The 25630-nt window shown below is 72.0% G+C and carries 23 protein-coding genes; 14 read left to right on the top strand and 9 right to left on the bottom strand.

Annotation, left to right across the window (positions count from 1 at the left end; translation table 11 throughout):
- Positions 1-285 precede the first annotated feature (285 nt).
- Positions 286-2679, top strand: a complete 2394-nt coding sequence (locus ACFY1J_RS27590) for a M4 family metallopeptidase (protein ID WP_390732153.1) — start codon at positions 286-288, stop codon at positions 2677-2679.
- Between the two features lie 57 nt (positions 2680-2736).
- Here the strand turns inward: ACFY1J_RS27590 and ACFY1J_RS27585 are convergent, their stop codons facing one another.
- The 3 genes from ACFY1J_RS27585 to ACFY1J_RS27575 form a co-directional block, all read right to left on the bottom strand.
- The gene (locus tag ACFY1J_RS27585) at positions 2737-3936 is read right to left on the bottom strand and encodes a glycoside hydrolase family 64 protein (RefSeq protein ID WP_390709648.1); all 1200 of its coding nucleotides are present in this window, start codon (positions 3934-3936) and stop codon (positions 2737-2739) included.
- 151 nt (positions 3937-4087) lie between these two features.
- The gene (locus tag ACFY1J_RS27580) at positions 4088-4843 is read right to left on the bottom strand and encodes a dienelactone hydrolase family protein (protein WP_390732152.1); all 756 of its coding nucleotides are present in this window, start codon (positions 4841-4843) and stop codon (positions 4088-4090) included.
- Positions 4844-4964: 121 nt separating this feature from the next.
- On the bottom strand, positions 4965-5585 hold the full coding sequence (locus tag ACFY1J_RS27575) for an L-threonylcarbamoyladenylate synthase (protein WP_390709646.1): 621 nt from the start codon (positions 5583-5585) through the stop codon (positions 4965-4967).
- Between the two features lie 338 nt (positions 5586-5923).
- On the opposite strand from ACFY1J_RS27575, the gene ACFY1J_RS27570 reads away from it, so the two are divergent.
- A complete protein-coding gene (locus tag ACFY1J_RS27570; protein ID WP_390709645.1) occupies positions 5924-7429 on the top strand; it encodes a helix-turn-helix domain-containing protein in 1506 nt (501 codons plus the stop codon).
- Positions 7430-7579: 150 nt separating this feature from the next.
- Here ACFY1J_RS27570 and ACFY1J_RS27565 read toward each other — a convergent pair whose 3' ends face one another.
- Genes ACFY1J_RS27565 through ACFY1J_RS27540 form a run of 6 tightly spaced genes read right to left on the bottom strand, consistent with a single transcriptional unit; the run spans position 7580 to position 12886 of the window.
- Positions 7580-8821 carry a cytochrome P450 gene (locus tag ACFY1J_RS27565; RefSeq protein ID WP_390709644.1) on the bottom strand — a complete coding sequence of 414 codons (1242 nt, stop codon included), beginning with the start codon at positions 8819-8821 and terminating at the stop codon, positions 7580-7582.
- A complete protein-coding gene (locus tag ACFY1J_RS27560) occupies positions 8818-10056 on the bottom strand; it encodes a cytochrome P450 (RefSeq protein WP_390709643.1) in 1239 nt (412 codons plus the stop codon). Before ACFY1J_RS27560 ends, ACFY1J_RS27565 begins: the two co-directional genes overlap by 4 nt.
- Positions 10053-10676: an ATP/GTP-binding protein gene (locus tag ACFY1J_RS27555; protein WP_363295565.1), complete on the bottom strand. Its 624-nt coding sequence runs from the start codon at positions 10674-10676 to the stop codon at positions 10053-10055. Before ACFY1J_RS27555 ends, ACFY1J_RS27560 begins: the two co-directional genes overlap by 4 nt.
- On the bottom strand, positions 10648-11010 hold the full coding sequence (locus ACFY1J_RS27550) for a DUF742 domain-containing protein (RefSeq protein ID WP_390709642.1): 363 nt from the start codon (positions 11008-11010) through the stop codon (positions 10648-10650). Before ACFY1J_RS27550 ends, ACFY1J_RS27555 begins: the two co-directional genes overlap by 29 nt.
- On the bottom strand, positions 11007-11429 hold the full coding sequence (locus ACFY1J_RS27545; RefSeq protein WP_390709641.1) for a roadblock/LC7 domain-containing protein: 423 nt from the start codon (positions 11427-11429) through the stop codon (positions 11007-11009). The genes ACFY1J_RS27550 and ACFY1J_RS27545 overlap by 4 nt, the downstream gene beginning before the upstream one ends.
- Positions 11426-12886 (bottom strand): sensor histidine kinase, encoded by a 1461-nt coding sequence (locus ACFY1J_RS27540; protein WP_390709640.1) that lies wholly within the window; start codon positions 12884-12886, stop codon positions 11426-11428. Before ACFY1J_RS27540 ends, ACFY1J_RS27545 begins: the two co-directional genes overlap by 4 nt.
- Positions 12887-13228: 342 nt before the next feature.
- On the opposite strand from ACFY1J_RS27540, the gene ACFY1J_RS27535 reads away from it, so the two are divergent.
- From ACFY1J_RS27535 to hypF, 12 genes are all read left to right on the top strand, one after another.
- Positions 13229-15016, top strand: a complete 1788-nt coding sequence (locus ACFY1J_RS27535; protein WP_390732172.1) for an enoyl-CoA hydratase-related protein — start codon at positions 13229-13231, stop codon at positions 15014-15016.
- Between the two features lie 70 nt (positions 15017-15086).
- The gene (locus ACFY1J_RS27530; RefSeq protein ID WP_390709639.1) at positions 15087-16175 is read left to right on the top strand and encodes a hydrogenase expression protein HypE; all 1089 of its coding nucleotides are present in this window, start codon (positions 15087-15089) and stop codon (positions 16173-16175) included.
- A 71-nt stretch (positions 16176-16246) separates the two neighbouring features.
- Positions 16247-18031: a nickel-dependent hydrogenase large subunit gene (locus ACFY1J_RS27525; protein ID WP_390709638.1), complete on the top strand. Its 1785-nt coding sequence runs from the start codon at positions 16247-16249 to the stop codon at positions 18029-18031.
- On the top strand, positions 18028-18573 hold the full coding sequence (locus ACFY1J_RS27520; protein WP_390709637.1) for a hypothetical protein: 546 nt from the start codon (positions 18028-18030) through the stop codon (positions 18571-18573). Before ACFY1J_RS27525 ends, ACFY1J_RS27520 begins: the two co-directional genes overlap by 4 nt.
- Positions 18570-19211, top strand: coding sequence for a DUF5947 family protein (locus ACFY1J_RS27515; protein WP_390709636.1), 642 nt, complete (start codon positions 18570-18572; stop codon positions 19209-19211). The genes ACFY1J_RS27520 and ACFY1J_RS27515 overlap by 4 nt, the downstream gene beginning before the upstream one ends.
- Positions 19208-19879 (top strand): DUF6084 family protein, encoded by a 672-nt coding sequence (locus ACFY1J_RS27510; RefSeq protein ID WP_390709635.1) that lies wholly within the window; start codon positions 19208-19210, stop codon positions 19877-19879. Before ACFY1J_RS27515 ends, ACFY1J_RS27510 begins: the two co-directional genes overlap by 4 nt.
- On the top strand, positions 19876-21297 hold the full coding sequence (locus tag ACFY1J_RS27505) for a hypothetical protein (protein ID WP_390709634.1): 1422 nt from the start codon (positions 19876-19878) through the stop codon (positions 21295-21297). Before ACFY1J_RS27510 ends, ACFY1J_RS27505 begins: the two co-directional genes overlap by 4 nt.
- Complete coding sequence (locus tag ACFY1J_RS27500) at positions 21294-21857, top strand: hydrogenase maturation protease (protein ID WP_390709633.1); 564 nt, start codon at positions 21294-21296, stop codon at positions 21855-21857. The genes ACFY1J_RS27505 and ACFY1J_RS27500 overlap by 4 nt, the downstream gene beginning before the upstream one ends.
- Positions 21854-21958 carry a DUF6893 family small protein gene (locus ACFY1J_RS27495; RefSeq protein ID WP_390709632.1) on the top strand — a complete coding sequence of 35 codons (105 nt, stop codon included), beginning with the start codon at positions 21854-21856 and terminating at the stop codon, positions 21956-21958. Before ACFY1J_RS27500 ends, ACFY1J_RS27495 begins: the two co-directional genes overlap by 4 nt.
- Positions 21959-22106: 148 nt before the next feature.
- Positions 22107-22502 carry a hydrogenase maturation nickel metallochaperone HypA gene (locus ACFY1J_RS27490; protein WP_390709631.1) on the top strand — a complete coding sequence of 132 codons (396 nt, stop codon included), beginning with the start codon at positions 22107-22109 and terminating at the stop codon, positions 22500-22502.
- A 3-nt stretch (positions 22503-22505) separates the two neighbouring features.
- Positions 22506-23243, top strand: a complete 738-nt coding sequence (gene hypB / locus ACFY1J_RS27485) for a hydrogenase nickel incorporation protein HypB (RefSeq protein ID WP_390709630.1) — start codon at positions 22506-22508, stop codon at positions 23241-23243.
- A complete protein-coding gene (gene hypF, locus ACFY1J_RS27480) occupies positions 23240-25630 on the top strand; it encodes a carbamoyltransferase HypF (protein WP_390732151.1) in 2391 nt (796 codons plus the stop codon). The genes hypB and hypF overlap by 4 nt, the downstream gene beginning before the upstream one ends.

Raw genomic sequence — 25630 nt, 5'->3', positions numbered from 1 at the left:
AACGGCTCGCCTGCGCAGGTCTGTTGACCATGTCACTGCCGAGGCCCCTGAGGCGTCGGGTGGATCCGTCGGGCGGCCCGTCATAGGGAAAACCCTTGAATGTCACCGGCCGTACTGACATGGACGAGTCAAAGCTGCGATTCTCCCTGCGACCCCCCACACCGTTCCTCCCCGGTCTGTTCACGGACCACGCTCCCGCACAACTGAGCTCGTCCCGGACAGCACACCCCGTCTGTCCGGTCTGTCACCGGCCGCGACCCGGCGGCCGCAGCAGGAGGAATTCGAGTGAGACGCCTTCCCCACAGACGTTCCGCGGTCGGAGTCGCCCTGGTTTCGACCGCGGCCTTCCTTGCCGTCGGCATCCAGTCCGTCCCGGCGAGCGCCAAGCCCGCCGCCCCCCACCCCAGCCCGCTGCGCACGGGCGGTCTCGAGGCCAAGCTCAGTCCGGCCCAGCACAAGGCACTGATCAAGAGCGCCCAGCAGAAGACCGCCACGACCGCCCGCACCATCGGTCTCGGCGCCAAGGAGAAGCTGGTCGTCCGGGACGTCGCCAAGGACAACGACGGCACCGTGCACACCCGTTACGAGCGCACCTACGCCGGGCTCCCCGTCCTCGGCGGCGACCTCGTCGTGCACACTCCGCCGGCCTCCCTGGCCGCCGGCACGGTCAGCACCACCTTCAACAACAAGCACGCCATCAAGGTCGCCTCCACCACCGCGACCTTCACCAAGGCGGCCGCCGAGACCAAGGCCCTCAAGACGGCCAGGGCACTTGACGCCAAGAAGCCCTCGACCGACAGCGCCCGCAAGGTCATCTGGGCCGGCAACGGCACCCCGAAGCTCGCCTGGGAGACGGTGATCGGCGGCTTCCAGGACGACGGCACGCCCAGCCAGCTGCACGTCATCACCGACGCCACCAGCGGCAAGGAGCTCTACCGCTACCAGGCGATCAAGACCGGCACCGGCAACACCCAGTACAGCGGCACGGTCTCGCTGACCACCACGCTCTCCGGTTCGACGTACCAGTTGTACGACACCACGCGTGGCGGCCACAAGACGTACAACCTCAACCGGGGCACCTCCGGCACCGGCACCCTGTTCACCGACTCGGACGACGTCTGGGGCGACGGGACCGGCTCCAACACCCAGACCGCCGGCGCCGACGCGGCCTACGGAGCCCAGGAGACCTGGGACTTCTACAAGAACACCTTCGGCCGCAGTGGCATCAAGAACGACGGCGTCGCCGCCTACTCGCGCGTCCACTACGGCAGCTCGTACGTCAACGCGTTCTGGGACGACAGCTGCTTCTGCATGACCTACGGCGACGGCACGAGCAACACCCACGCCCTGACCTCGCTGGACGTGGCCGGCCACGAGATGAGCCACGGCGTCACCTCCAACACCGCGGGCCTGAACTACTCGGGCGAGTCCGGCGGCCTGAACGAGGCCACCTCGGACATCTTCGGCACCGGTGTGGAGTTCTACGCCAACAACTCCTCCGACGTGGGCGACTACCTCATCGGTGAGAAGATCGACATCAATGGCAACGGCACCCCGCTGCGCTACATGGACAAGCCCAGCAAGGACGGCGGCTCCGCCGACAGCTGGTACTCCGGTGTCGGCAACCTCGACGTGCACTACTCCTCGGGCCCCGCGAACCACATGTTCTACCTGCTCTCCGAGGGGAGCGGCACCAAGGTCATCAACGGTGTGACCTACAACAGCCCGACCTCGGACGGAGTCGCCGTCACCGGGATCGGCCGGGCCGCGGCCCTGCAGATCTGGTACAAGGCGCTGACGACGTACATGACGTCGAGCACCAACTACGCCGATGCCCGCACCGCGGCCCTCAACGCGGCGGCGGCCCTGTACGGCACCAACTCGACCCAGTACGCGGGCGTGGGCAACGCCTTCGCCGGCATCAACGTCGGCAGCCACATCAACCCGCCCAGCAGCGGCGTGACGGTCACCAACCCGGGCAGCCAGACCGCCACGGTCGGCACGGCGGTCAGCCTGCAGATCCAGGCGAGCAGCACCAACAGCGGTGCGCTCACCTACAGTGCCTCCGGTCTGCCGGCCGGTCTGTCGATCAACAGCTCGACCGGCCTGATCTCCGGCGCGCCCACCACCGCGGGCAGCTCCAGCACCACGGTCACGGTGACCGACTCCACCGGCGCGACCGGCACCGCGACCTTCGGCTGGACCGTCAGCTCCACCGGCGGCGGCTGCTCTTCGACCCAGTTGCTCAGCAACCCGGGCTTCGAGTCGGGCAGCACGGGCTGGACGGCGACCAGCGGGGTCATCACCACCGCCAGCGGTGAGGCGTCCCACAGCGGTTCCTACAAGGCCTGGCTGGACGGGTACGGCACCTCGCACACCGACACCCTGTCCCAGTCGGTGACGATCCCCGCGGGCTGCAAGGCGACCCTGACCTTCTACCTGCACATCGACACCTCGGAGACCACCAGCAGCACTCAGTACGACAAGCTGACGGTGACCGCCGGTTCGACGGCCCTGGCGACCTACTCGAACCTCAACGCGGCCTCCGGCTACAGCCAGAAGTCCTTCGACCTGTCCTCGCTGGCGGGCTCGACGGTCACGCTGAAGTTCAACGGAGTCGAGGACTCCTCGCTCCAGACCAGCTTCGTCGTGGACGACACCGCCCTGACGACCGGCTGATTTCGCAGCGACGCGGTCCCGCACCCGGATGCCCTCCGGGTGCGGGACCGCACCATGTCAGCCGAGCGGATCCAGTGTCAGATACGCCTGCTGCGGGTTTCCGTCGTGCACCAGCGACTCGTGGTTCCCGACGTCGTCGAAGGCGAAGGCGTACGCCTTGCCGTCCGCCATCTGCGCGTGGATCTTGCGCGCGTAGTGGTTGGTCACCGCGTCCTGGTAGAAGTTCGCCGCCGAGGTGTCCGGCTGGTTGGGGTTGACCAGCAGCGTCGACCGGTTGAAACCGGCGCACAGCGTACGGGAGATGGGTCCGCGCACGGCGTCGTTGGGGGCGTCCAGCAGCTTGTGGCAGCCGAAGATGCTGTCGGAGTCCGGCTTCTGGAAGCTGGTGACGACCGCTCCCGAGGAGTTGGTGAAGTTCATGACGTTCCCCGACACCCGCCCGTAGTACTTGGTGTTCGGCTGGTCGGTGAACGGCGTGACGGTGAGCGTCGTCGTGGCGTACTTCTGCCAGACCCGGTTGACGTAGTCGGCCATGACGTTCGCCGGAAGGGCCCCGGTCTCCACCCCGTACAGCGGTGAGAGCGCCCGCAGGACGGTCCCGTCGGACCGCGTCTGGATCAGATTGGCCCAGCCGCCCGGCTGTCCGCGCAGCGCGTTGAAGAACCCGCTGTATCCACCCGGCTTGAGGTGCCCGGTACTGCTCACGCTCCCGTCGGAGCGCTGCACCCCGACCGCGTAGGGCGCGGAGAACATGTCGACCTGGGTGCTGTTGAGCCACAGCCCGGAGTCGCCCAGGGTGTACTCCGACCAGTTGAAGAGGATGTCACGGTTGGGGTCGCTCGGATTCTGCACGGCCGGCTGCACCAACCCGCCGGTGGTGAGCCGGAAGTCGAGCTTTCGGCCGTAGGAGAAGTAGATCCGGCCGGAGAACTTCGGGATCCGGATCGTCTTCGACTGCCCGGCGGCGGGCCCGGGAATCGCGGCGTCGGGCGCGGGTGTCGGCGGGTTGCCACCCGCGGGCCAGGCGTGGAACGTGCCGTTCGCGTCCGCCCAGCCCTGCCGTCCCGTCGACAGCTGGGTGCCGAGATCGTAGATGTAGACCGCTTCACCGCGGCCGGAGTTGTTGGTCACCTTCAGGGGGATCGTGTCCGGCACGGCGGCACCGGCCGGTTCGGGCGTGGCCAGCGCGAGCAGCGCGCCGACCAGGGTCGCCGCGGCCGCACAGGGCAGCGCGGAACGGGTGAGTCTTGCGAGCACTCTCCACCTCCGTGTGGGGTCGGGGTGGTGCGGATATTGGTCCGGACCAGTTTGAGAGCGCTCTCAGCGTTGCGCCGGGGCGCGTGCATGTCAATGAGTTGGACGGAGTCCGTGCGGTGCCCGTCGCGCGGCGGGCACCCCACGGCCCGGTTCAGAAGGTGCGGTCCAGCAGGTCGAGCAGCGCCGCCCAGTGCCGCTCGTCGGCCTCACGGTCGTACGCCGGGGTGTCCGACTGCGTGTACCCGTGCCGGGCACCCGGGTAGACCTCGCAGCGATGCCGTACGCCCGCCGCGGTGAGCGCGTTCTCCAGCCGCTCGATCTGCTCCTCGGGCAGGGACGGGTCATGGTCCGCGTGGCCGAAGTACAGCTCGGCGGTGATGTGTTCGGCGACCAGGTGCGGGCTGTCCGGGGTGTCGGTGGCGAGCCGTCCGCCGTGGAATCCGGCCGCGGCCGCGACCCGGTCCGGGTGCGTGCCGGCGGTCAGCAGGGCCAGCCGGGCGCCCATGCAGTAGCCCGTCACGGCGACCGGGCCGTCGGCGACCAGCGGACTGTCGGCCAGCCAGCGCAGGTAGGCGCCCGCGTCCCGCGCGACGAGATCGGGCGTCAGCGACTGCACGAGGGGGCCGATCCGCCGCCAGACGCCGGGGTCGGCGCCGGGGTCGATGAACTCGGGCAGTTCGACGACCGGTGTCCGGCCCTGACGGTAGAAGACGTTCGGCACCAGGACCGTGTAGCCGGCCGCGGCGAGCCGGTCGGCCATCGACCTCAGGCACGGGCGCAGTCCGTAGGCGTCCTGGTAGAACAGGACGGCCGGACGGGGGCGTTCGTCGCCGGGGTGGGCCAGATAGGCGTCGGCGGTGCCGTCCTCGGTCGGGATGTCCACGGCGGTTCCCTGTACGGCGGTCATGGCGCAAGAGCCTCCCTGAGGAATCGTCGTTCGGAGGGGGACCTCCGAGACGCGGCGGGTACGCGGTCATGGTGTCGCGCAAGATCACCCTTCCCGCTTTTGGCCCACGGGCCCTCGCGGGTCACTCGAAGCGTGCCGTGTCGCCCGCTCCCCGCCGGACGATCTCCGCCTCGCCGCTGGAGAAGTCGATGACCGTGGTCGGTTCGGTGCCGCAGTCCCCGGAGTCCACCACCGCGTCCACCGCGTGGTCGAGCCGGTCCTTGATCTCCCACCCCTGCGTCATCGGCTCCTCCTCGTCCGGCAGCAGCAGCGTGCTGGACAGCAGCGGTTCGCCGAGCTCGGCCAGCAGGGACTGGGTGACCGTGTGGTCGGGGATGCGCACCCCGACGGTCTTCTTCTTGGGGTGCAGCAGCTTGCGCGGCACTTCCCTGGTCGCCGGGAGGATGAAGGTGTAGCTGCCCGGGGTCGATGCCTTGACGGCCCGGAACACGTCGTTGTCCACGCGCACGAACTGGCCGAGCTGCGCAAAGTCGCGGCACATCAGGGTGAAATGGTGCCGGTCGTCGAGCCGGCGGATCGAACGGATCCGGTCGATGCCGTCACGGCTGCCGAGCTGGCATCCCAGCGCGTAGCAGGAGTCGGTCGGGTATGCGATGAGCGCTCCCGAGCGCACGGCGTCGGCGATCTGGGCGATGCTGCGCGGTTGCGGGTTCTCGGGGTGCACGTCGAAGTACTTCGCCATCCGCCGAGCTTATGCCGTCACCGGGCACCCGCGACGCAGGCGGGGGCCGGGACCCGTGCCCGATCCGGAGCGAGGCGGGCACCGCCGATCGCGTATGCCCCGAACTCCCCTGTGTGGCCCGCCGGTTCGGGGGAACCCGAACCGGGAGCCGCTCGGGGGCCTTCCCCCGGCCCCGGGCCACACGGCTCCGCCGGCGGTCCCTCCCCCGAGACCACCGGCGGAGCCGCTCCTTCGCTCTTTGCCCACTCGCCCGGCAGCCCCGCGACCCGCGACCGTCCGTCGGGTAACGTCCACCTCCGAATGCCGAGGTCAACGCGATGGACGAGGAGAGGGCAGCCGTGGGTGGCAGAGCGGACGAGGACCCGCGCTCACAGACGCCGTACGACACGGACGCCCTGTGGGCCGAGGAACTGCTCGATCATCTCCGCCCCACCGGGCGCGACCTGCGCCGGGTCGTCGCCTGGCTCGCACACGCCGTGCGCGGAACGGCCTTCCTCCAGGGCGCCGACGGTGCCCTGCTCGCCGGAGAGCGGATGACGCTCGACGACGCACTCGTCACCGGCGTCGTCACCGGGCGGATCTCCTCCGCGGCCGTCGAGGACGCGGGCCGGCACGTGCGCCTGGTCGCCGTCCGGCACCCCGGCCCGCGCCCGGCGTCCACGGGCCTGCTGGCCGTGGCACGCGAGGCCCCGTTCGACCGGCGCGCCGCCGAGATCGTCACCCGGACCGCCGCGGTCGTCGAACTGCTGCTCAGGGACCGCGAGCTGACCGCCGCCGGCCACCGGCTCAGGCGCGCCGCGGCCGATCTGCGGCTGGCGATCCTGCAGCTGCTCATGGTGGAGGACACCGTCTCCGCCCGCCGGGTCGCCGCGGGCCTGTGGCCGGGACTGCTCGACACCGACACGGCCAGTGTGTACGTCGTCGAGGGGACCGCCGAGGAACGGGACCGCCTCGCCGACGAATGCCTGGACGTGACCGACGGTCAGGCACTGGTCGTGCGCTGTCCCGCCATGGACGGGCACGTCATCGTCGTCAGCCCCGTGGCCGCGGCGGGGGAGCGGCTGCGCTCGTTCGTCGGCGGCCGCCCCGGGATCTTCCTCGGCGGCAGCACCCGGCAGAGCCTCGCCCAGACCGCCACCGCCTACGGCCAGGCCATCAGCGCGCTCGCCGTCGCCCACTTCCACCCGGACCAGGCGGCCGTCTACGCCGAACGGACCCATCCGGAGCGGCTGATGGACTACGCCCCGCTGTGCGCCTGGTCCGCCGACCTGCTGCGCCCCCTCGACACCCTGCCCCACCACACCCGCGCCGAACTGCTGGCCACCACCCGGCTGGGCCTGGAGTTCACCGCGGTGAGCGCCGCCAAGGTGCTCGGCGTCAGCCGCAACACCGTGCGCGCCCGCATGGACCGGGTCGAAGGCCTGCTGGACACCGACTTCTCCGATCTCACCGTCCGCGCCGTCGTCCACCTCGCCCTGAACACCCAGGCCGGCTGCGCGGAGAGCGCCGCGTACGGCGCGGATGCGCGGCCGGCTGCCGTCCGGATCGGCGATCTGCTCGCCGGGACCGTGCTGCGCACCTGGGCCCATGAGCTGCTCGGGCGGCTGACCGGGGACGGACGGGATCTTCGCGGCACGCTGCGCGCCTGGATCGCCGCGGGCGGCAACGCCGAGCGCGCCGCCCAGGACCTGGGCGTCCACGCCCAGACCGTGCGCGAACACGTCCGCAGCGCCGAGCCCGTGCTGGAACGCCAGCTCCTGGCCGCGGGCACCGACCTGTACGAGGTCGTACTGGCCCTGCTGGCGGTCGGTGACCTCGCCGAACCCGCACTCCACGGTACGTAACCGGGTGATTCGGACGCACCTGTGCACGGGTGAGTCCTCCGTGCCCCGAAACGGGCACCGCCGCGATACCCAACGGCTCCACCTGCACGTAAGTTCACATGCTGCGGGGGCACGACCGGAACGGGGGACCGGTCGCGCCCCTTCTCGCACTCAGCCCCGCAGCCGGACCGGAATCTCTCGCCAGCCGAAGGCGATGAAGGACGGCACCTGACGCAACTCGTCGTCCGTGACGGCGAGCCGCAGATCCGGGAACCGGTCGAACAGCGCGGGCAGCGCGGTCAGCGCCTCCACCCGGGCGAGCGGCGCGCCGATGCAGCGGTGCACGCCGATACCGAACGAGAGATGGTCGTCTGCCGCCCGCGAGGCGTCGAAGACAGCGGCCTCGGGCCCGTAGTGCGCGGGATCCAGTCCGGCGGCGGCGTACGTCGTGATGATCGCGTCCCCGGCCGGAATCGTGACGTCCGCGACCTTCAGGTCGCCGACCGCGAAGCGCAGCGGGAGCGAGGCGATGGAGGGGTGCACCCGCAGCGTCTCGTCGATCACGGCGTCCCAGGAGACAGCACCGGAGCGGACGGCTGCCAGCTGCCCGGGGTCGCGCAGCAGGGCGACGACCGCGTTGCCGATGAGATTGACCGTGGTCTCGAAACCGGCGCCGATCACCAGCAGCAGCGTGTAGAGCAGCTCCTCGTCGCTGAGCCGGTCGCCGTCCTCGTCCCGGACCCGGATCAGCTCCGTGGTCATGTCGTCGCCCGGGTGCTCGACCTTGTACGCGATCAGCCCGCCCAGCACCGCGCCGATCCGCTCCTGCACCCACGCGGCGTGCTCCGGGCTCGGGTCCGAGGTGTCCATGATCGCCGCGATGAGCTCGGCGGTGTCCTCCCGCATCTCCTCGGGCACACCGAACAGTTCGCAGATCAGCCGCATCGGCAGCGGGTGCGCGAGCGCCTGGCGCACATCGACCGCCTCGCCGTCGGCGCCCGCGCCCTCCAGGGCATCCAGCAGCTCCGCGGTGATGGCCTCCACGCGTGGCCGCATCGCCTCGGTGCGCCGGTGCGTGAAGCTCGGCGCCACCAGTTTGCGCAGCCGGGTGTGGTCGGGGCCGTAGGTGGAGAGCATGTTGACCACGCCGACCCAGCCCAGGATCCAGGCCCAGGAGGGGTTGTCGCCGATCTGTGGGAACAGCCGCCAGTGGAGCCGGGGATCCTTGCTGACCTGGGGATCGAGGATCAGTTCCTTGAGGACGTCGTAGCCGGTGGGGGCCCAGGCCGGGATGCCGCCGGGCAGTTCGACGGGCACGATCGGGCCGAGCGCGCGCAGCCGGGCGCTCTCGGCGTGGATGTCGGCGCCGAACGGGTCGATGGCGAAGCGGTCGATGCGGTCGGTCACGGTCAAGACAACTCTCCTGGCTGGTCGGGGGAGCGGGGGCTGAACCGCACGGGCAGGGACGTCAGCGAGCGGTGGAAGGGGCCGGGCCGCCAGTCGAGGCGGTCCCGGGGCACGACGGGTTCGAGGTCGGGCAGCCACTGGGTGAGCTGCTCGATCGCCTCGGTCACGATGAGCAGCGTGTGGTGTCTGACCGGGCAGGCGTGCGGGCCCGCGCCCCAGGACAGGTGCGAGGCGTCCGCCGGGTGCCGGACGGCGGTGGCTTGCTGCTCGGCGAACAGCCCGACGGCCCCGAAGGAGACCACCACCGGCACCGCGGTCCTGACCCACGTCCCGTGGAACGACACCGGTCTGCGGGCGTAGTAGATGCCGTAGTTGGCCAGTGGCGTCTCGTGGTGCAGCACCTCGATCACCGCGTCCACGACCGGGCGGGCGCCGCTGGTGAGGGTGGAGTAGTAGAGCGGGTTGCCGAGGATGCGGGACAGCGCGTTGGACAGCAGGTTCGCGGTCGGCTCGTAGCCGGCGCCGAGGGTGAGGAACACCTGCCAGGTGACCTCCTCCGGGGTCAGCCCGGCCGGATGGTCCAGAAGCCGGCTCGGCAGGTCGTCGCCGCGCCGCTCGACCTTGGCGGCGATGAGCTTGAGTACGTACTCGGCGTACTCCGCCTCGCCCTCGGCGGCCTGCGCGCCGCCCTCCATCATCTTGCCGAGGCCCTCGTTCAGCCGGTCGCCCTGGCTGTCCGGCAGCCCGAACAGGTTGTTGAAGGTCAGCGCCATCAGCGGCCGGGTGAATTCGCCCACCAGGTCCGCCTCGCCGCGGGGTCCGAAGCGGTTCACCAGCAGCCGCACCGCCCGGTGCACCCGGGCCCGCAGATCGTGCGGCTCCACCAGGTCGAAGACGTCGATCAGTGTGGTGCGGTAGCGGACATGCGCGCCGTCGTCGGAGAACAGGGCGTTGGGCCGCCAGCGCATCATGGCGAGCACCGGCGAGTCGTCGGGGACCGTGGCCTCCCACGCGCGCGGATCGTGCGAGAAGGCGTCGGTGTCGCGCAGCACCTCCAGCGCCGCCTCGCGCTCCGTGACGACGTACGCCGGTACACCCGGCGCGAGCTCCGCCCAGCCCACCGGGCCCTGGGCGCGCAGGGCCGCGTAGTAGTGGTGCGGGTCCTTCGCGAAGCCGTCCTCCCACAGCCGCACGGGCGCGGCAACGGTGGAGGACCGCCGGTCGGTCGGCTCGGTGGTCACCGGTTCTCCGCTTCGTGGTCGTCGATCAGGTGCTGGACCAGGGCGAGCAGCGCGTCGACGGAGGAGTGCGCATCGCGTGCGTCGCACGTCACCATGGGTGTGCCCGGCTCCAGGTCCAGGGCCGCGCGCAGCTGCTCGCCGGTGTAGTGGCTCGGGGCGTCGGGGAAGGCGTTGAAGGCGACCGCGTACGGCAGCCCGCTCTCCTCCACGAGGCCGAGCACGTCGAAGGAGGCGTCGATCCGGCGGCTGTCGACCAGCACGAGGGCACCGAGCGCCCCGTACGCGATGTCCTCCCACAGGGGCCGGAACCGCTCCTGGCCGGGTGTGCCGAACAGATACAGCACCACCCCGCCCGGCAGGCTGATCCGGCCGAAGTCGATGGCGACGGTCGTCGTCGCCTTGTCCCGCACCCCGTCGAGGTCGTCCACCTGGGCGGACGCCTCGGTGAGGTGTTCCTCGGTGTGCAGGGCCCGGATCTCCGACACCGAGTCGATCAGGGTTGTCTTGCCCACCCCGAAGGGGCCCGTGACCAGGATCTTCACCAGGTGGCGGGCGGTGTCGGGCAGATGCATGCCACCAGTGCCGCGGCGGTCACTGGTGCTTGAGGGCGCGGAGGCCATCGGCCACTCTCTTCAGCAGGTCGGGGTCGAACCGTTCGGCGGGCGGGATCGGCGCGCGGGCCAGGACCAGGTTCCGGTCGACGAGTTCGGCGGCCAGTACGCGTACGGCGGAGACGGGCAGCTCCAGCAGGGCCGCCGCCTCCATCACCGTCAGCGACCCGCCGTCCAGCAGGTCCAGGAGGGCGAGTTGGGCGGCGGGCAGCCCCGCGGGCACCGGCTCCGCGCCGGCGGTGAGCACCGAAAGCCGCTCCAGGTACGGACGGCTCGGCCGGGCCACACCGCCGGTCGACAGATACGCGGGAACCAGAGGACGGCCGCCACGGCGGCCGGTCATGCCGGCGCGCCGCCTGCGGCGGCTCTGGGCGCGGCCGCCATCGCCTTCTCGCCCAGCCGCGCCACCTGCGAGTGAACCCGGTGCGCCAGCAGGTCGAGACGCACCTCGGGGTCGCCGTACGCGGCGACACACGTGCCGTGGTCCGTGGGCACGATCAGCACGTACCCGTGGTCGGACTCGATGACGACCTGTCGTATCTCGGCCCGGTCCCGGTCGGCGAACGCGGCCGCGGCGGTACGGCAGGCACCCTGCACGGTGCTGGTGATGGCGGCCACCCGCTCGGCCGAGGGCTGCGACAGCGCGTCGGTGTATCCCGTCACGAGTCCGTCCCGGGTGAGCAGGACGGCGGCGACGACGTGCGGCACCTGCAGGATCGGTTCGAGCACCCATGCCGTGTCGCCTGCATCGCGGCTGGTCATCGAGCCGCTCCCCCTTCGTGTTCGGTCTGTTCGGTGTCGTCGGCCCGTTGTGCCGGCGCCGGTTCGGACTCGGTGCGGCCCGCGTCCGCGGGGCCGCGCGCCGCCGCGGTGCCGTGCTGCAGCGCGGCGAGCGCGGCGGCGGCGTCCTGCGGGCGGCGGGCCGGAGTGCGCGGCGCGGGTGCGGCGGGGGCCGCGGCCCGGGTACGGCGCCGCCGCTGCGGAAGACCGCCCGCGTCCCGCGGCCCCTGGTGCCCCGGCGCGGGGCCGGGGTCCTGGTGATCGGTGCCGTACCCGTGGGCGGCGTCGCGGCTCGGTGCGGCGGCCGCCGCGTCCCGTACGGCCTCCGCCGGCGCCGGCGAGGCGGCGGTCTCGGCGGCGGTGCTCTTGCGCGTCGAGCGCGGGGCGCTGGCCGCCGGCGGCTGCTCGACCGGGTCGACACGGCTGAGCAGATGGCTCTCCACGCGCAGCACCGCGCGCACACCGCCGTACGGCGAGGGGGAGGAGACGTCGACGCCCAGGTCGAACTGCCGGGTCAACTGGCCGATCGCGGCCAGGCCCATGCGGGGCGGGTCACCGAGGTCGGTGAGCAGGATGGGGTCGTTGCCGGCCACCATCCGCTGGGCGCGGGCCCGTTCGTCCTGCGTCATGCCCAGGCCCGCGTCGTCGACGGTGACGCACACCCCGTGGTGGACGTGTTCCAGGTTGACCACGACGTCGGTCTCCGGCGCGGAGTGCCGCAGCGCGTTGTCCAGGAGCTCGGCGACGATGATGGCGACCGGCTCGACCGCGTGCGACACCAGGGCGGTGCCCGGCTCCAGATGGTTGTGGACGCGGACCCGGTGGTAGCCGGCGAGCCGGGCCTGAGCGCCCGTCACCGCGTCCACCAGATGGGACTCCTCACGGGCAAGCCCCACCCAGGCCCCGCACACCACCGCGGCGACCTGCGCCCGGCGCAGCGACTGCTCGTTCTCGTGGTCCAGCGCGAACAGCGTCTGGGTCAACTCGGGGTCGTCGTAGCGCTGTTGGAGGCCGCGCAGGGCATCCTGCAGCCGGTACAGGGCCGCCTGGATCTCCCGGGTGGCACCGCGCAGGCCCGCCTGGGCGGCCGCGTCGATCCGGGTGCGCTGCGCCGTCAGCTCGGCCCGTACCGCGGTGAGCGTGTGCTCCAGCGCGATCCCCGCGGGCGTATGGGCGGTCTGCTGCAGGGCCGGGCCCGGTACGACGACGTGGGGATGCGCCAGTTGCTGGGCGGCGGCCGGGACGCGCCGCGCGGCAAGGTGCTCGACCTCGGCGGTGAACGCCTGCTGGGCGCTGTCCAGACGGGCCCGTATCTCGGTCAACTCGGCCCGGAGCAAGGCTCGTTGGCGCCGGGACCGGAGCAGACCGCCGCCGAGCGCGAGCGCGGACAGCGTGCCGGCGGCGAGACCGCCGGCGACCAGGTCCGGTATTTCCATCATCGAAAGGGTTCCAAGGAGGTCGGGCAGGAAACAGGGCAGGGAGTTGTGCGGGAAGTCGGGCAGGGGGAGTCCGTGGCGCTCACTGAAGGCGCTCGCAGCACAGTACACACTGTCATCGACCGAACTCGCACGGTTGGGCGAGAACTCTTTTTGAATCGGCCCTGAATCTGTTCGCTTCTGTGTGGACTGTCTGAATTGCCATGTCCACACGGCCGGGTGGCGGCGTGAGCGCCGCTTTCGGGTGACCCCGCCGCTTGTCTGCCGGTGCGAGGACTGCCCGTGACGCAGCATCGCAGTCGGCCGGGCACGACTGCCCGGTGCGTCGTCCGCCGGGAGTACGCCGTGCACATCCTGCTCGTGGCCAGCGCCTTCAACAGCCTCACCCAGCGCGTCCACGCCGAGCTGCGCGACCGCGGCCACACCGTCGCGGTGGAGCTCGCCCCGCCGGGCCGTTCGCTCGCGCGGGCCGTCGAGCGGCACGCCCCCCAACTGGTCCTGGCCCCGATGCTGAAGACGGCGATCCCCCGGGAGGTGTGGTCCGCCCGGCCCTGCTTCGTCGTCCACCCGGGGCCGGTCGGGGACCGGGGGCCGTCCTCGCTCGACTGGGCCGTCCAGGAGGGCGTCGAGCACTGGGGAGTGACGGTTCTTCAGGCAGAGGAGGAAATGGACGCCGGCGCCGTGTGGGCGTCCGTGCGCTGCCCGCTCCCGCCGGTGTCCAAGAGCGACCTGTACCGGGGCGAGATCGCCGACGCCGCACTGTCGGCCGTGCTGCTCGCCGTGGACCGCTTCGCCGACGGGGGTCACACCCCGCTGCGCCAGGACGCCGGGCACACCCGCCCGTACCTCGACCAGAGCGTGCGCCGGATCGACTGGGCGGCGGACTCCACCGAGACCGTCGTCCGCAAACTCCGCGCCGCGGATTCGCAGCCCGGAGTGCTCGACGTCCTGCTCGGCGACGAGTGGTATCTGCACGGCGGCCACCCCGAGGCCGGACTCCACGGCGCCCCGGGAGCACTGCTGGCCACCCAGGCGGGGGCGGTCTGCCGGGCCACGAAGGACGGCGCCGTGTGGATCCCGGAGCTGCGGCGCCGGCGCCTTCGGGGGCAGCCGCCCACGTTCAAGCAGCCGGCGGTGACGGCCCTCGGCGACCGACTGCCGCCCCTGCCGGAGCTGTCCTCGTCACCGGCCCTGGCCGGGAAGAACTGGGCCGACATCCGCTACCGGGAGGAGGGGAACGTCGGTTTCCTGTCGTTCTCGTTCCCCGGCGGTGCCATGAGCACCACTCGGTGCCGGCGCCTGCTCGCCGCGTACCGCGAGGCGTGCGCACGCCCGACGACCGTGCTGGTGCTGGGCGGGCAGCGGGACTTCTTCTCCAACGGCATCCACCTGGGCGTCATCGAGGCCGCCGCCGACCCCGCCGCGGAGTCCTGGGCGAACATCAACGCCATCGACGACCTGGTCGAGGCGGTCCTGACGACCACCGACCGGCTCGTCGTCTGCGCCGTCGGGGGAAACGCCGCAGCAGGCGGCGTGATGCTCGCCCTGGCGGCCGACGAGGTGTGGTGCCGGGCCGGGTCGGTACTGAACCCGCACTACCGGCTGATGGGCCTGTACGGCTCCGAGTACTGGACGTACACGCTGCCCCGCAGGGTCGGCCCCGCCACGGCCGGCCGGCTCATGAGCGAGGCCCTGCCGATGAGCGCCGCGAGCGCCGCGAGCCTGGGCCTCGTCGACCGGGTGGTCGACTGCGGGCCCGGGGACTTCGCCGCCGAGGTGGGCGCGCTGGCCGCCCGGCTGGCCGCGCTGCCGGGCACACCGTCCCGCATCGCCGCCAAGAAGGAGTCGCTGGACCGCCAGGAGAGCACCGAACCACTCGCCACGTTCCGGGAGCGGGAGCTGGCCCTGATGCGCCGGACCTTCGACGACCCGGACGCCCCGTACCACGCGCTGCGCCGCGCGTTCGTCCACAAGGAGCGGCCCGCAGGCACACCACCGCACCTCACCGCGGGCCCGGGCGCCAGGGGAGCCGCGGGACCGGACCCGTCCGGGGCCGGTGTCACCGGAACGGACGTCGGCGGCGTCACTGGAACGGACCTCGTCCGCGTCTCATCGCCACCGGACCACTGGTAGCAAGAAGTGCAAGGAATCCCTTAGCCGAAAAGCATGCCTCAGTCCCTTACCTCCCCGAGGAGGCGGTCCCATGACACCGGCGACGCCCGACACGGCCGGCACGACGCACACCGCGGGCGCGCCCGCCGACGAGACGCCCACGATCCACATCCTCTGGATCAACGCCGGACTGAGCTGCGACGGTGACTCGGTCGCGCTGACGGCCGCGATGCAGCCGAGCATCGAGCAGATCGCGCTCGGCGTGCTGCCCGGACTGCCGAAGATCGAAGTCCACTGGCCCCTGATCGACTTCGAATGCGGGCCGGTCGGCGGTGCCGACACGTTCATCGAGTGGTTCTTCAAGGGCGAGCGCGGCGAGATCGACCCCTTCGTGCTGGTCGTCGAGGGGTCCGTACCGAACGAGGCCATCAAGCCCGAGGGCTACTGGTGCGGCTTCGGCGACGACCCGGCCACCGGCCAGCCCATCACCACCAGCGAGTGGATCGACCGCCTCGCGCCCAAGGCCCTGGCCGTCGTCGCCATCGGCACCTGCGCCACGTACGGCGGCATCCACGCCATGGAGGGCAACCCGACCGGTGCCATGGGCGTGCCCGACTACCTCGGCTGGGACTGGAAGTCCAAGGCCGGCATCCCCATCGTGTGCGTCCCGGGCTGTCCGATCCAGCCCGACAACTTCGCCGAGACGCTCACCTATCTGCTGTACCAGGCGGCCGGCTCCGCCCCGATGATCCCGCTGGACGACAAGCTCCGCCCGTCCTGGCTGTTCGGCGCCACCGTGCACGAGGGCTGCGACCGCGCCGGCTACTACGAACAGGGCGACTTCGCCTCGACGTACGACTCGCCCAAGTGCCTGGTCAAGCTCGGCTGCTGGGGCCCGGTCGTCAAGTGCAACGTGCCCAAACGGGGCTGGATGAACGGCATCGGCGGCTGCCCGAACGTCGGCGGCATCTGCATCGCCTGCACCATGCCCGGCTTCCCCGACAAGTTCATGCCCTTCATGGACCAGCCCCCCGGCGCGACCCTCTCCACCGCCGCGAGCGGCGCCTACGGAGCCGTGATCCGCAGGCTGCGCTCCGTCACCCTCCACACCGTCGACAAAGAGCCGAAGTGGCGCCACAAGGGCCGCAAGCTCACCACCGGATACCGGCGTCCGTGGTGAACCCGCGGCACGCCTGACCCCACCTCCGCCCACCTTCCGACCCCCGGCACACGAAGGACACCACACAGACCATGACCCCGAAGACCAAGGCGGCCGGCGACGGCAGCGGCCTGATGGAGATGTCCTGGGACCCGATCACCCGGATCGTGGGCAGCCTGGGCATCCATACGAAGATCGACTTCAAGCAGAAGCGGGTCGCCGAGTGCTACAGCACCTCGTCGGTCTTCCGCGGCTACAGCGTCTTCATGCGCGGCAAGGACCCGCGCGACGCGCACTTCATCACCAGCCGCATCTGCGGGATCTGCGGCGACAACCACGCCACCTGCTCGGTGTACACGCAGAACATGGCCTACGGCGTGAAGCCCCCGCACCTGGGCGAGTGGGTCATCAACCTCGGCGAGGCCGCCGAGTACATGTTCGACCACAACATCTTCCAGGAGAACCTGGTCGGGGTCGACTACTGCGAGAAGATGGTCAAGGAGACCAACCCAGGCGTCCTCGAACTCGCCGAGCGCACCGAGGCCCCGCACGCCGCGGAGCACGGCTACCGCACCATCGCCGACATCATGCGGTCCCTCAACCCCCTCGAAGGCGAGTTCTACCGCGAGGCGCTGCAGGTCAGCCGCTACACCCGCGAGATGTTCTGCCTGATGGAAGGCCGCCACGTCCACCCCTCCACGCTGTACCCCGGCGGCGTCGGCACCAACGCCTCCGTCCAGCTCTTCACGGACTACCTCAGCCGGCTGATGCGGTACGTGGAGTTCATGAAGCGGGTCGTCCCCCTCCACGACGACCTCTTCGACTTCTTCTACGAGGCGATGCCCGGCTACGAGGAGGTCGGCCGCCGCCGCGTCCTGCTCGGCTGCTGGGGAGCGCTCAACGACCCCGAGTACTGCGACTTCACCTACGCCAACATGACGGACTGGGGCCGGCGGATGTTCGTCACCCCCGGCATCGTCGTCGACGGCAAGCTGGTCACCACCGACCTCACGCAGATCAACCTGGGCATCCGCATCCTGCTGGGCAGCTCGTACTACGAGGACTGGGAGGGCAAGGACCTCTTCGTCACCCACGACCCGCTCGGCAACCCGGTCGACCCGCGCCACCCCTGGAACCAGCACACCATCCCGGCCCCGCAGAAGCGGGACTTCGACGACAAGTACAGCTGGGTCATGTCCCCCCGCTGGTTCGACGGCAAGGACCACCTCGCCCTGGACACCGGCGGCGGCCCCATCGCCCGTCTGTGGACCACCGCCCTGGCCGGACTCGTCGACACCGGCGGCGTCAAGGCCACCGGCCACAGCGTGATCATCAACCTGCCGCGCACCATGACCAAGCCCGAGACCACCTTCGAGTGGAAGATCCCGCAGTGGAGCAACGCGCTCGAACGCAACCGCGCGCGCAGCTACTTCCAGGCCTACACCGCCGCCCTCGCCCTGCACTTCGCCGAACAGGCCCTGGACGAGGTCCGCGCCGGACGCACCCAGACCTGGGAGAAGTTCGAGGTCCCCGACGAGAGCATCGGCGTCGGCTTCACCGAGGCGGTCCGCGGCGTCCTCTCCCACCACATGGTGATCCGCGACGGCAAGATCGCCAACTACCACCCCTACCCGCCCACCCCGTGGAACGCCAGCGTCCGGGACTCCTACGGCACGCCCGGCCCGTACGAGGACGCCGTGCAGAACACCCCGATCTTTGAGGAGAACTCCCCGGAGAACTTCAAGGGCATCGACATCATGCGCGCCGTGCGCAGCTTCGACCCCTGTCTGCCCTGCGGTGTCCACATGTACGTCGGCGGCGGCAGGACCGTGCAGAAGATGCACGTGCCCACCGGCCTGAGCGGACTGGGCGGATGAGCGCGCCCACGGCGGCCGCCGCCGCGCGCCCGATGAGCGCGGAAGAGGCCGGGCGGCGGATCGAGGACGTCCTCGACCGCCTGGCCGCCACCGGCGACACCGCGGCGGTCGCCGCGGCGGAGGAACTGGTGCGGTCCCTCATGGAGTTCTACGGCGCCGGGCTCGCCCGGATCGTGGACCTGCTGTCCGCGGGAGCCCCCGCCGAGGCCCTGCTCGGCGACGAACTGGTGGCCGGCCTGCTGGTGCTCCACGACCTCCACCCCGAGGACCGGGAGGCCCGCATCGCCCGTGCCCTGGCCACCGTTCCCGACCAGGGCCTGGAGGTCGAGGACTTCGACGAACCCACGGGCAGGCTCCGGCTGAAGGCGGCGGCCGGGGCGGGCTGCGGCTGTGCCGCCACCGCGTCGGCGGTGCGGCAGGCGGCCGAGGACGCCCTCACCTGCTTCGTACCGGAGGTCACGGCCGTCGAGGTGCGCACCGCCGACACCCCCGGCGAGCCCGCGCTGCTCCAGATCGGCACCCGCCCCGGGGCCCGCGGATGACCGCTACGTCGGCCCCGGCGTCCGGCCTGCGCAGATTCCTCACCGAACGCCCGCCGCAACCCGAGCGGTGCGGACTGTGCTCGCTCGTCGTGGCCGAGGGGGAGCACCGCCACCTCGTGGACACCGAGCAGCGGGCGCTGGTGTGCGCCTGCCCGTCCTGCTTCCTGCTGATGGAGCGGCCGGGCGCCGGCGCGGGCCGCTTCCGGCCGGTCCCGGCCCGCTGCCTCACCGACCCGGACCACCGCCTCGACGACAACGCCTGGGACACGCTGCGCATCCCGGTCGGTGTCGCGTTCTTCTTCCGCAACACCGCACTCGACCGGCTGGTGGCCCTCTACCCGAGCCCGGCCGGCGCCACCGAGAGCGAGCTCGAACCGGAGGCCTGGACGGGAGTCCTCGCCGCCACCGGGCTCGCCCGGCTGCTCGAACCGGACGTCGAGGCGCTCCTGCTGCGCCGCACCGAGGCCGGTATCGAGTGCCATCTCGTACCGATCGACCTCTGCTACGAACTGGTCGGCCGGATGCGCCTGTTGTGGCAGGGCTTCGACGGCGGAGCCGAGGCCCGCGCCGCCCTGGACGCGTTCTTCGCACGGGTCGCGGCCCTCGCCAGGCCCGTCGGCGAGGAGGACCGGCCGTGACCGCACTCTCCTTCGCCTGTACCGGCGTACGCGCGGACCGCTACGCGGCCGGACCCACCCTGGTGTTCCGGCTGCGCATCACCAAGCCCGACGACGAACCGGTGCACGCCCTCCTGCTGAACTGCCAGCTCCGCATCGAGCCCGCCCGGCGCGGCTACGACGGCGCCGAGGCCGAGGCGCTCACCGACCTCTTCGGCGAGCGCTCCCGCTGGGGCAGCACCCTCCAGCCGGTGCAGTTCGCACAGGTCCCGCTCATGGTCACGGGCTTCACCCGGGAGACCGAGGCGGACCTGGTCGTGCCCTGCACCTACGACATGGACATCGCCGCGACCCGTTACCTCGACGCCCTGAGCGGCGGCGAGGTGCCGCTGCTGATGCTCTTCTCCGGCACGGCCTTCACCGGCAAGGGCGGCTTCCGTGTCGAGCCCGTGCCCTGGGACCGGGAGGCGACGTTCCGGATGCCCGTCGCGACCTGGCGCGAGATGGTCGAACAGCACTTCCCCGGCTGCGGCTGGATCCGGCTGCCCCGCGACACCATGGTCGCCCTGCTCGCCTTCCGCTCACGCAGGGCACTGCCCTCCTGGGAGGCGACCGTACGGGCCCTGCTGGACGAGACACGGAGCGCGTCCGGCACCGGCGCCGTCATCACCGGAAGGACCGCTTCGTGAGCGTGACCACGTTCGCGCCCGAGACCGAGGCGCGGCTCGCCCTCGCCCGGCAGGTGGCCGACGCCGTGCTCTTCGAGGGCTATGTGCTCTACCCGTACCGTGCCTCCTCCGCGAAGAACCGGCTGCGCTGGCAGTTCGGTGTGCTGGTGCCGCCCGGCTGGGGCGCCGAGTGCGAGGAGCACGCCTTCCAGCACACCGAGTGCCTGATGGAACCCCGGTCGGGCGCCACCCTCGCCGTCGAACTGCGCTTCCTGCGCGCCCGCCGACGAACCGTCCAACGGGCGCTTGCGGACGGCGGGTTCGAGACGGTCCCCGAACTCCGGCTCGCCGACCGGGTCCTGGTCCCCTGGGACGAGGGCGTCGAGGAACGCGTCGAGGCCGTCGTGCCGGTCGCGGACCTCCTCGCCGGAGACGTCACCATCCCCTTCGACCGCCCCGCGGGCGAGGACAGCGAGCCAGTCCTCGACGAGAACGGCCGCACCGTCGGCCGGACGATCCACCGCCACGAGGAACTCGGCGGACTCCTGCGCCTGTCGGCGCGCGAACTCGACGGGCCCTACCGGGTCGTGCGGCTCACCGCCGTCGCCGAGAACACCAGCACCTGGCTCCCGCCGTCCGGACACGCGGCCGACCGGGACGCGGCACTCCCGCGCTCCCTCGTGGCCGCCCACCTCCTGATGGCGCTGAGCGAGGGGTCGTTCCTGTCGATGACCGATCCCCCCGAGTGGGCGAAGGCCGCGATCGCCTCCTGCCGCAATCTGCACACCTGGCCGGTGCTCGCGGGCGAACCCGGCCGCGCCGATGTCGTCCTGTCCTCACCGATCATCCTGGAGGACCACCCGGCCATCGCGCCCGAAAGCCCCGGCGCCCTGTACGACGCCACCGAGATCGACGAGATCCTCGCCCTGCGCACCGCCGCCCTCACCGACGAGGAGAAGCGCGAGGCACGGGGCACCGACGAGCGGGCCGCCGCCGTGATCGACCTGGCAGACTCGCTGCCCCCGGAGGTACTGGAGCGCCTGCACGGCACCGTGCGCGGCCTGCGCGAGGTGACACGACCCGCGCCCGCCGCGGGCTTCCCCGACGAGCACGGCGTACCACAGCCGGACAAGCCCTGGTGGGACCCGGCGGCCGACGCCGGCTTCGACCCCGCCCGCGACCGGGTCACGGTCGGCGGGCGGCAGGTGGGCGCCGGCAGCCGGGTCGTCCTGAACCCCGGCCTGCGCCGCACCGACGCCCAGGACCTGTTCCTGCGCGGGCGCACCGCGACGGTCGAGGCCGTGCTGCACGACGTGGACGGCGCAGTGCACCTCGCGGTGACGGTGGACGGCGACCCCGGCGCCGACCTGCGCCGCGAACAGGGCCGCTATCTGTACTTCCAGCCCGACGAACTGGCCCCCCTGGAGGACGACGCATGAGCCCTTCCCCGGAGCGGGGCCATGACGGCCGTGTGCTCGTGGCGGGCATCGGGAACATCTTCCTCGGCGACGACGGCTTCGGCGTGGAGACCGTGCGCGCCCTCGCGGGACGTGAACTGCCCGGCCACGTCGAGGCCGTGGACATCGGAGTGCGGGGCGTGCACCTCGCCTACCAGCTCCTCGACGGCTACGACACCCTGATCCTGGTGGACGCCACGGCCCGCGGTGGCGCCCCCGGCACCCTGTATGTGATCGAGCACGACGACATCGGCGCGGACGGCACGGAGCACACCCCGCTCGACGGCCACCGGATGACCCCCGACGCCGTGCTCGCCCTGCTCGGCACTCTGTGCGCCGGCACCGGCGGCCGGCCCCCGCGCCGCACCCTGGTCGTGGGCTGCGAACCGGCCTGTGTGCAGGAGGGGATCGGCCTCAGCGGGGCGGTGTCCGACGCCGTACCGCACGCCGTCCGGCTGATCGAAGAGCTGCTGGCCGCGCCCCCGGAGTCCGGGGCGCCGCCCCGGGCCGCCGAAGCCGTCAACCTAGGAGAGACAGGATGAAGAAGAACATCGCGCTCGGAGTGCTGTCCGCCGCCATCGCGGCCCTGGTCGTGCAGTCGCTGCCCGACATCAGGCGCTACCTGAAGATCAGCCGCATGTGAGACACGGTCCCGTCCGCCCGGCGACACGTTGCGGCGAACGGCGTACGTGCCCGGGCGGCGACGGCGTGCCGAGCCGCCCGCCCGTGCTGCCGCGCCTGTAATGGGGGCCGGTGACCGGCGCGCACACCACGCGCCAGGACGGAGACCGATGCACGAGATGTCCATCGCGCTGGCGGTGATCGGACAGGTGGAAGAAGCGGCCGAGCGGGCCGGGGACGTCACCGCCGTGCGTTCGGTGCACCTGGAGGTGGGTGAACTCGCCGGTGTCGTGGCCGACTCCCTGTCCTTCTGCTTCGAACTGGCCTGTGCCGGCACCGTGCTTGAGGGCGCCGAACTGGTCACCGACACCGTCCCGGGGCGGGCACGCTGCGCACCCTGCGCGCACGAATGGGCCGTCGGCATGCCGCCCTCGCTGACCTGCCCACGGTGCGCCGGCGGGACCACCGAACTGCTGTCGGGCCGAGAACTGCGCGTCACCCGTGTGCGGTGGGACGACGGCGGCGCGCCCTCGGCCACCCGTGAACCGATCGTCCAGGAGCGCTGAACCATGTGCCGTGTGCTCGATCTGCAACAGGCGGTCCTCGCCCAGAACGACGAGGCCGCACACGCCCTGCGCACCGAACTGACGGCCCGCGGCACCACGGTCGTCAATCTGCTCTCCAGCCCCGGCAGCGGCAAGACCGCGCTGCTGGAACACGAGTTGACGCTGGCGCGCGAGCGGTCCGTGCCGGTCGCGGCGCTCACCGCCGACCTCGCCACCGAGAACGACGCGGCACGGCTGGCGCGTTCGGGCGTCCCGGTCAGGCAGGTCCTCACCGACGGACTGTGCCATCTGGAGGCGGGGATGCTCGCCCGGCACCTGGACGGATGGCTGCCCGAGCCGACCCGGCTGCTGTTCGTGGAGAACGTGGGCAACCTCGTCTGCCCCGCCTCCTACGACCTCGGGGAGACGCTCCGCGTCGTGCTGGCCTCCGTGACGGAGGGCGAGGACAAGCCGCTGAAGTACCCCACCGCCTTCGGCCTGGCCCATCTGGTGGTGGTCACCAAGACCGACATCGCCGAGGCGGTCGGTTTCGACGAGGCAGCCTTCCGCGCGAACGTCGAGCGGGTCAATCCCGGTGTCGAGGTGCTGCTGACCTCGGTGCGCGCGGACCAGGGACTCGGCGCCCTGCTCGACCGGGCCCTGGCGGCCGCGGAGGGCGCCCCGCCGCACAGTCCCGTGATGGCCCGTCAGCCCCTTCACCAGCATCACCACGACCACGCCACGGTCCCGTCCCGATCGTGAGCGTCCTGCCTCCACCCCTCGAAGCCGAAGGCCTCACCCGCCTGCGCCGCCGGGTCACCGTGCGCGGTGTGGTGCAGGGGGTCGGCTTCCGGCCGTACGTCTTCACCCTCGCCACCGCACTGGACCTGTCCGGGCACGTGACCAACACCCCCGAGGGCGTTGTGGCGGAGGTCGAGGGCGCGCCCGAGGCGGTCGCCCGGTTCTGCGCACGGATCGCACCGGACGCACCGCCCCTGGCCCGCGTGGACCTGGTCGATCACCAGGACGTGCCCGCCCTCGGCGAGAGCGGGTTCACCATTCTCGTCTCGCGCACGGCAGGACCCGCCGGCACACTGATTCCCCCGGACACGGCGACCTGCGCGGAGTGCCTGCGCGAACTGGCCGACCCCGCCGACCGGCGCCACCGGCACCCCTTCGTCAACTGCACCCACTGCGGCCCGCGGTTCACGATCGTCACCGGCCTGCCCTATGACCGGGCACAGACCACGATGGCCGGCTTCCCGATGTGCCCCGACTGCGCCCGCGAGTACGCCGATCCCGCCGACCGGCGCTTCCACGCCCAGCCGGTCGCCTGCCCGGCGTGCGGGCCCCGGCTGCGACTGCTGGTGCGCGCACCCGAACCCGGAGGCCGGCCGGTCCCGGTCACCGCGGCCGACCCGGCCACCGCGGCCGACCCGGTCGCCGAGGCCCGCGCTCTGCTGGCGCGCGGCGCGATCGTCGCGGTCAAGGGACTCGGCGGCTACCACCTCGCCTGCGACGCCACCGACCCCGGCGCGGTCGCCCTGCTGCGCGACCGGAAGTCCAGGGGCGACAAGCCGTTCGCCGTCATGGCCCGGAGCCTCGACGACATCGCGCACCTCGTGCGCCTCGACTCCGAGGAGCGCGCTCTGCTCACCGGCGCCTGCCGCCCGATCGTCCTGCTGCGCCGCCGCGCACATACCGATCCCGCGGGGCCCCGGCCGGCCAAGTCCGTCGCCCCCGGCAGCCCCGACCTCGGCATCATGCTGCCGTACACCCCGCTGCACCACCTCCTGTTCGGCCTGCCCGGCGACCCCGAGGGCACCCGGCTGCTCGTCATGACCAGCGGCAATGTCTCCGGCGAGCCGATCGTCACCGACGACGCGGAGGCGCTGGAGCGATTGGCCCCGCTCGCCGACGCCTGGCTCACCCACGACCGGCCGATCCATGTGCCGTGCGACGACTCCGTGGTGCGCGTGTGCGACGGCAAGCCCCTGGTCGTGCGCCGCGCCCGCGGCTACGCGCCCCTGCCCCTCGACCTCCCCGTCCCCGTGCGGCCGGCCCTCGCGGTCGGCGGCGACCTGAAGAACACCCTCTGTCTCGGCGAGGGACGCCGGGCCTGGCTGTCGGCGCACATCGGTGACATGGACGACCTGGCCACCCAGCGGGCCTTCGAACGCGCCGTGGGGCAGTTGCAGTCGATCACCCCGGTACGGCCCGCCCTGCTGGTCGCCGACCGGCACCCCGGCTACCGCTCCGCCCGGTGGGCGTCCAGGAACGCCGACGGCCGGCCCGTCGTCCGCGTCCAGCACCACCACGCCCATGTGGCCTCCGCGATGGCCGAACACGGACTGGACGGCAGCCGGCCGGTGCTGGGTGTCGCCTTCGACGGCACCGGCTACGGCGACGACGGGGCGGTGTGGGGCGGGGAGTTCCTGCTCGCGGACTACGACGGCTTCACCCGCTTCGGACACCTGGCCTACGTACCGCTGCCCGGCGGAGACGCCGCGGTCCACCGGCCCTACCGCATGGCCCTCGCGCACCTTCGCGCCGCCGGGATCGACTGGTCCGCCGACCTGGCCTGCGTGGCGCACTGCCCTCCTGGCGAACTATCCGTTCTGGCACGGCAGTTGGAGCGGAACCTGAACTGCGTTCCCACCTCCAGCATGGGCCGGCTCTTCGACGCCGTGTCGTCGCTCGCGGGGGTGTGCCAACTGGCCGGGTACGAGGCCCGGGCGGCCGTCGAGCTGGAGGCCGCGGCCCTTCAGGCGTCCCGCGAGGACGCCGCCGCCTACGCCTTCGCCCTGCTGGACGGCGAACCGGTGCGGGCCGACCCGGCGCCCGTCCTCTCGGCGGTCGTGGCCGATCTGCGCGCGGGTGTCGATCCGGCGAGCGTGGCGGCCCGCTTCCACCGGGCCGTCGCCGATCTCGTCCACCGCGTCTGCCTACGGGCCCGGGAGCGGTACGGAGTGGACACGGTCGCCCTGACCGGCGGAGTGTTCCTCAACTCCCCGCTCTCCTCGGCCTGTACGAGGGCACTGGACGCGGACGGCTTCACGGTGCTGCGCCACCACCTGGTCCCGCCGGGCGACGGCGGTCTGGCCCTCGGCCAGTTGATGGTGGCCGCGCGCACCCCGGTCCCCGACTGA

The organism is Streptomyces sp. NPDC001406 (genome assembly GCF_042895285.1).
Taxonomy (GTDB): Bacteria; Actinomycetota; Actinomycetes; order Streptomycetales; family Streptomycetaceae; genus Streptomyces.
The sequence above is the reverse complement of the archived record's forward strand: the minus strand, read 5'-3'. Positions and strand labels throughout refer to the sequence as shown.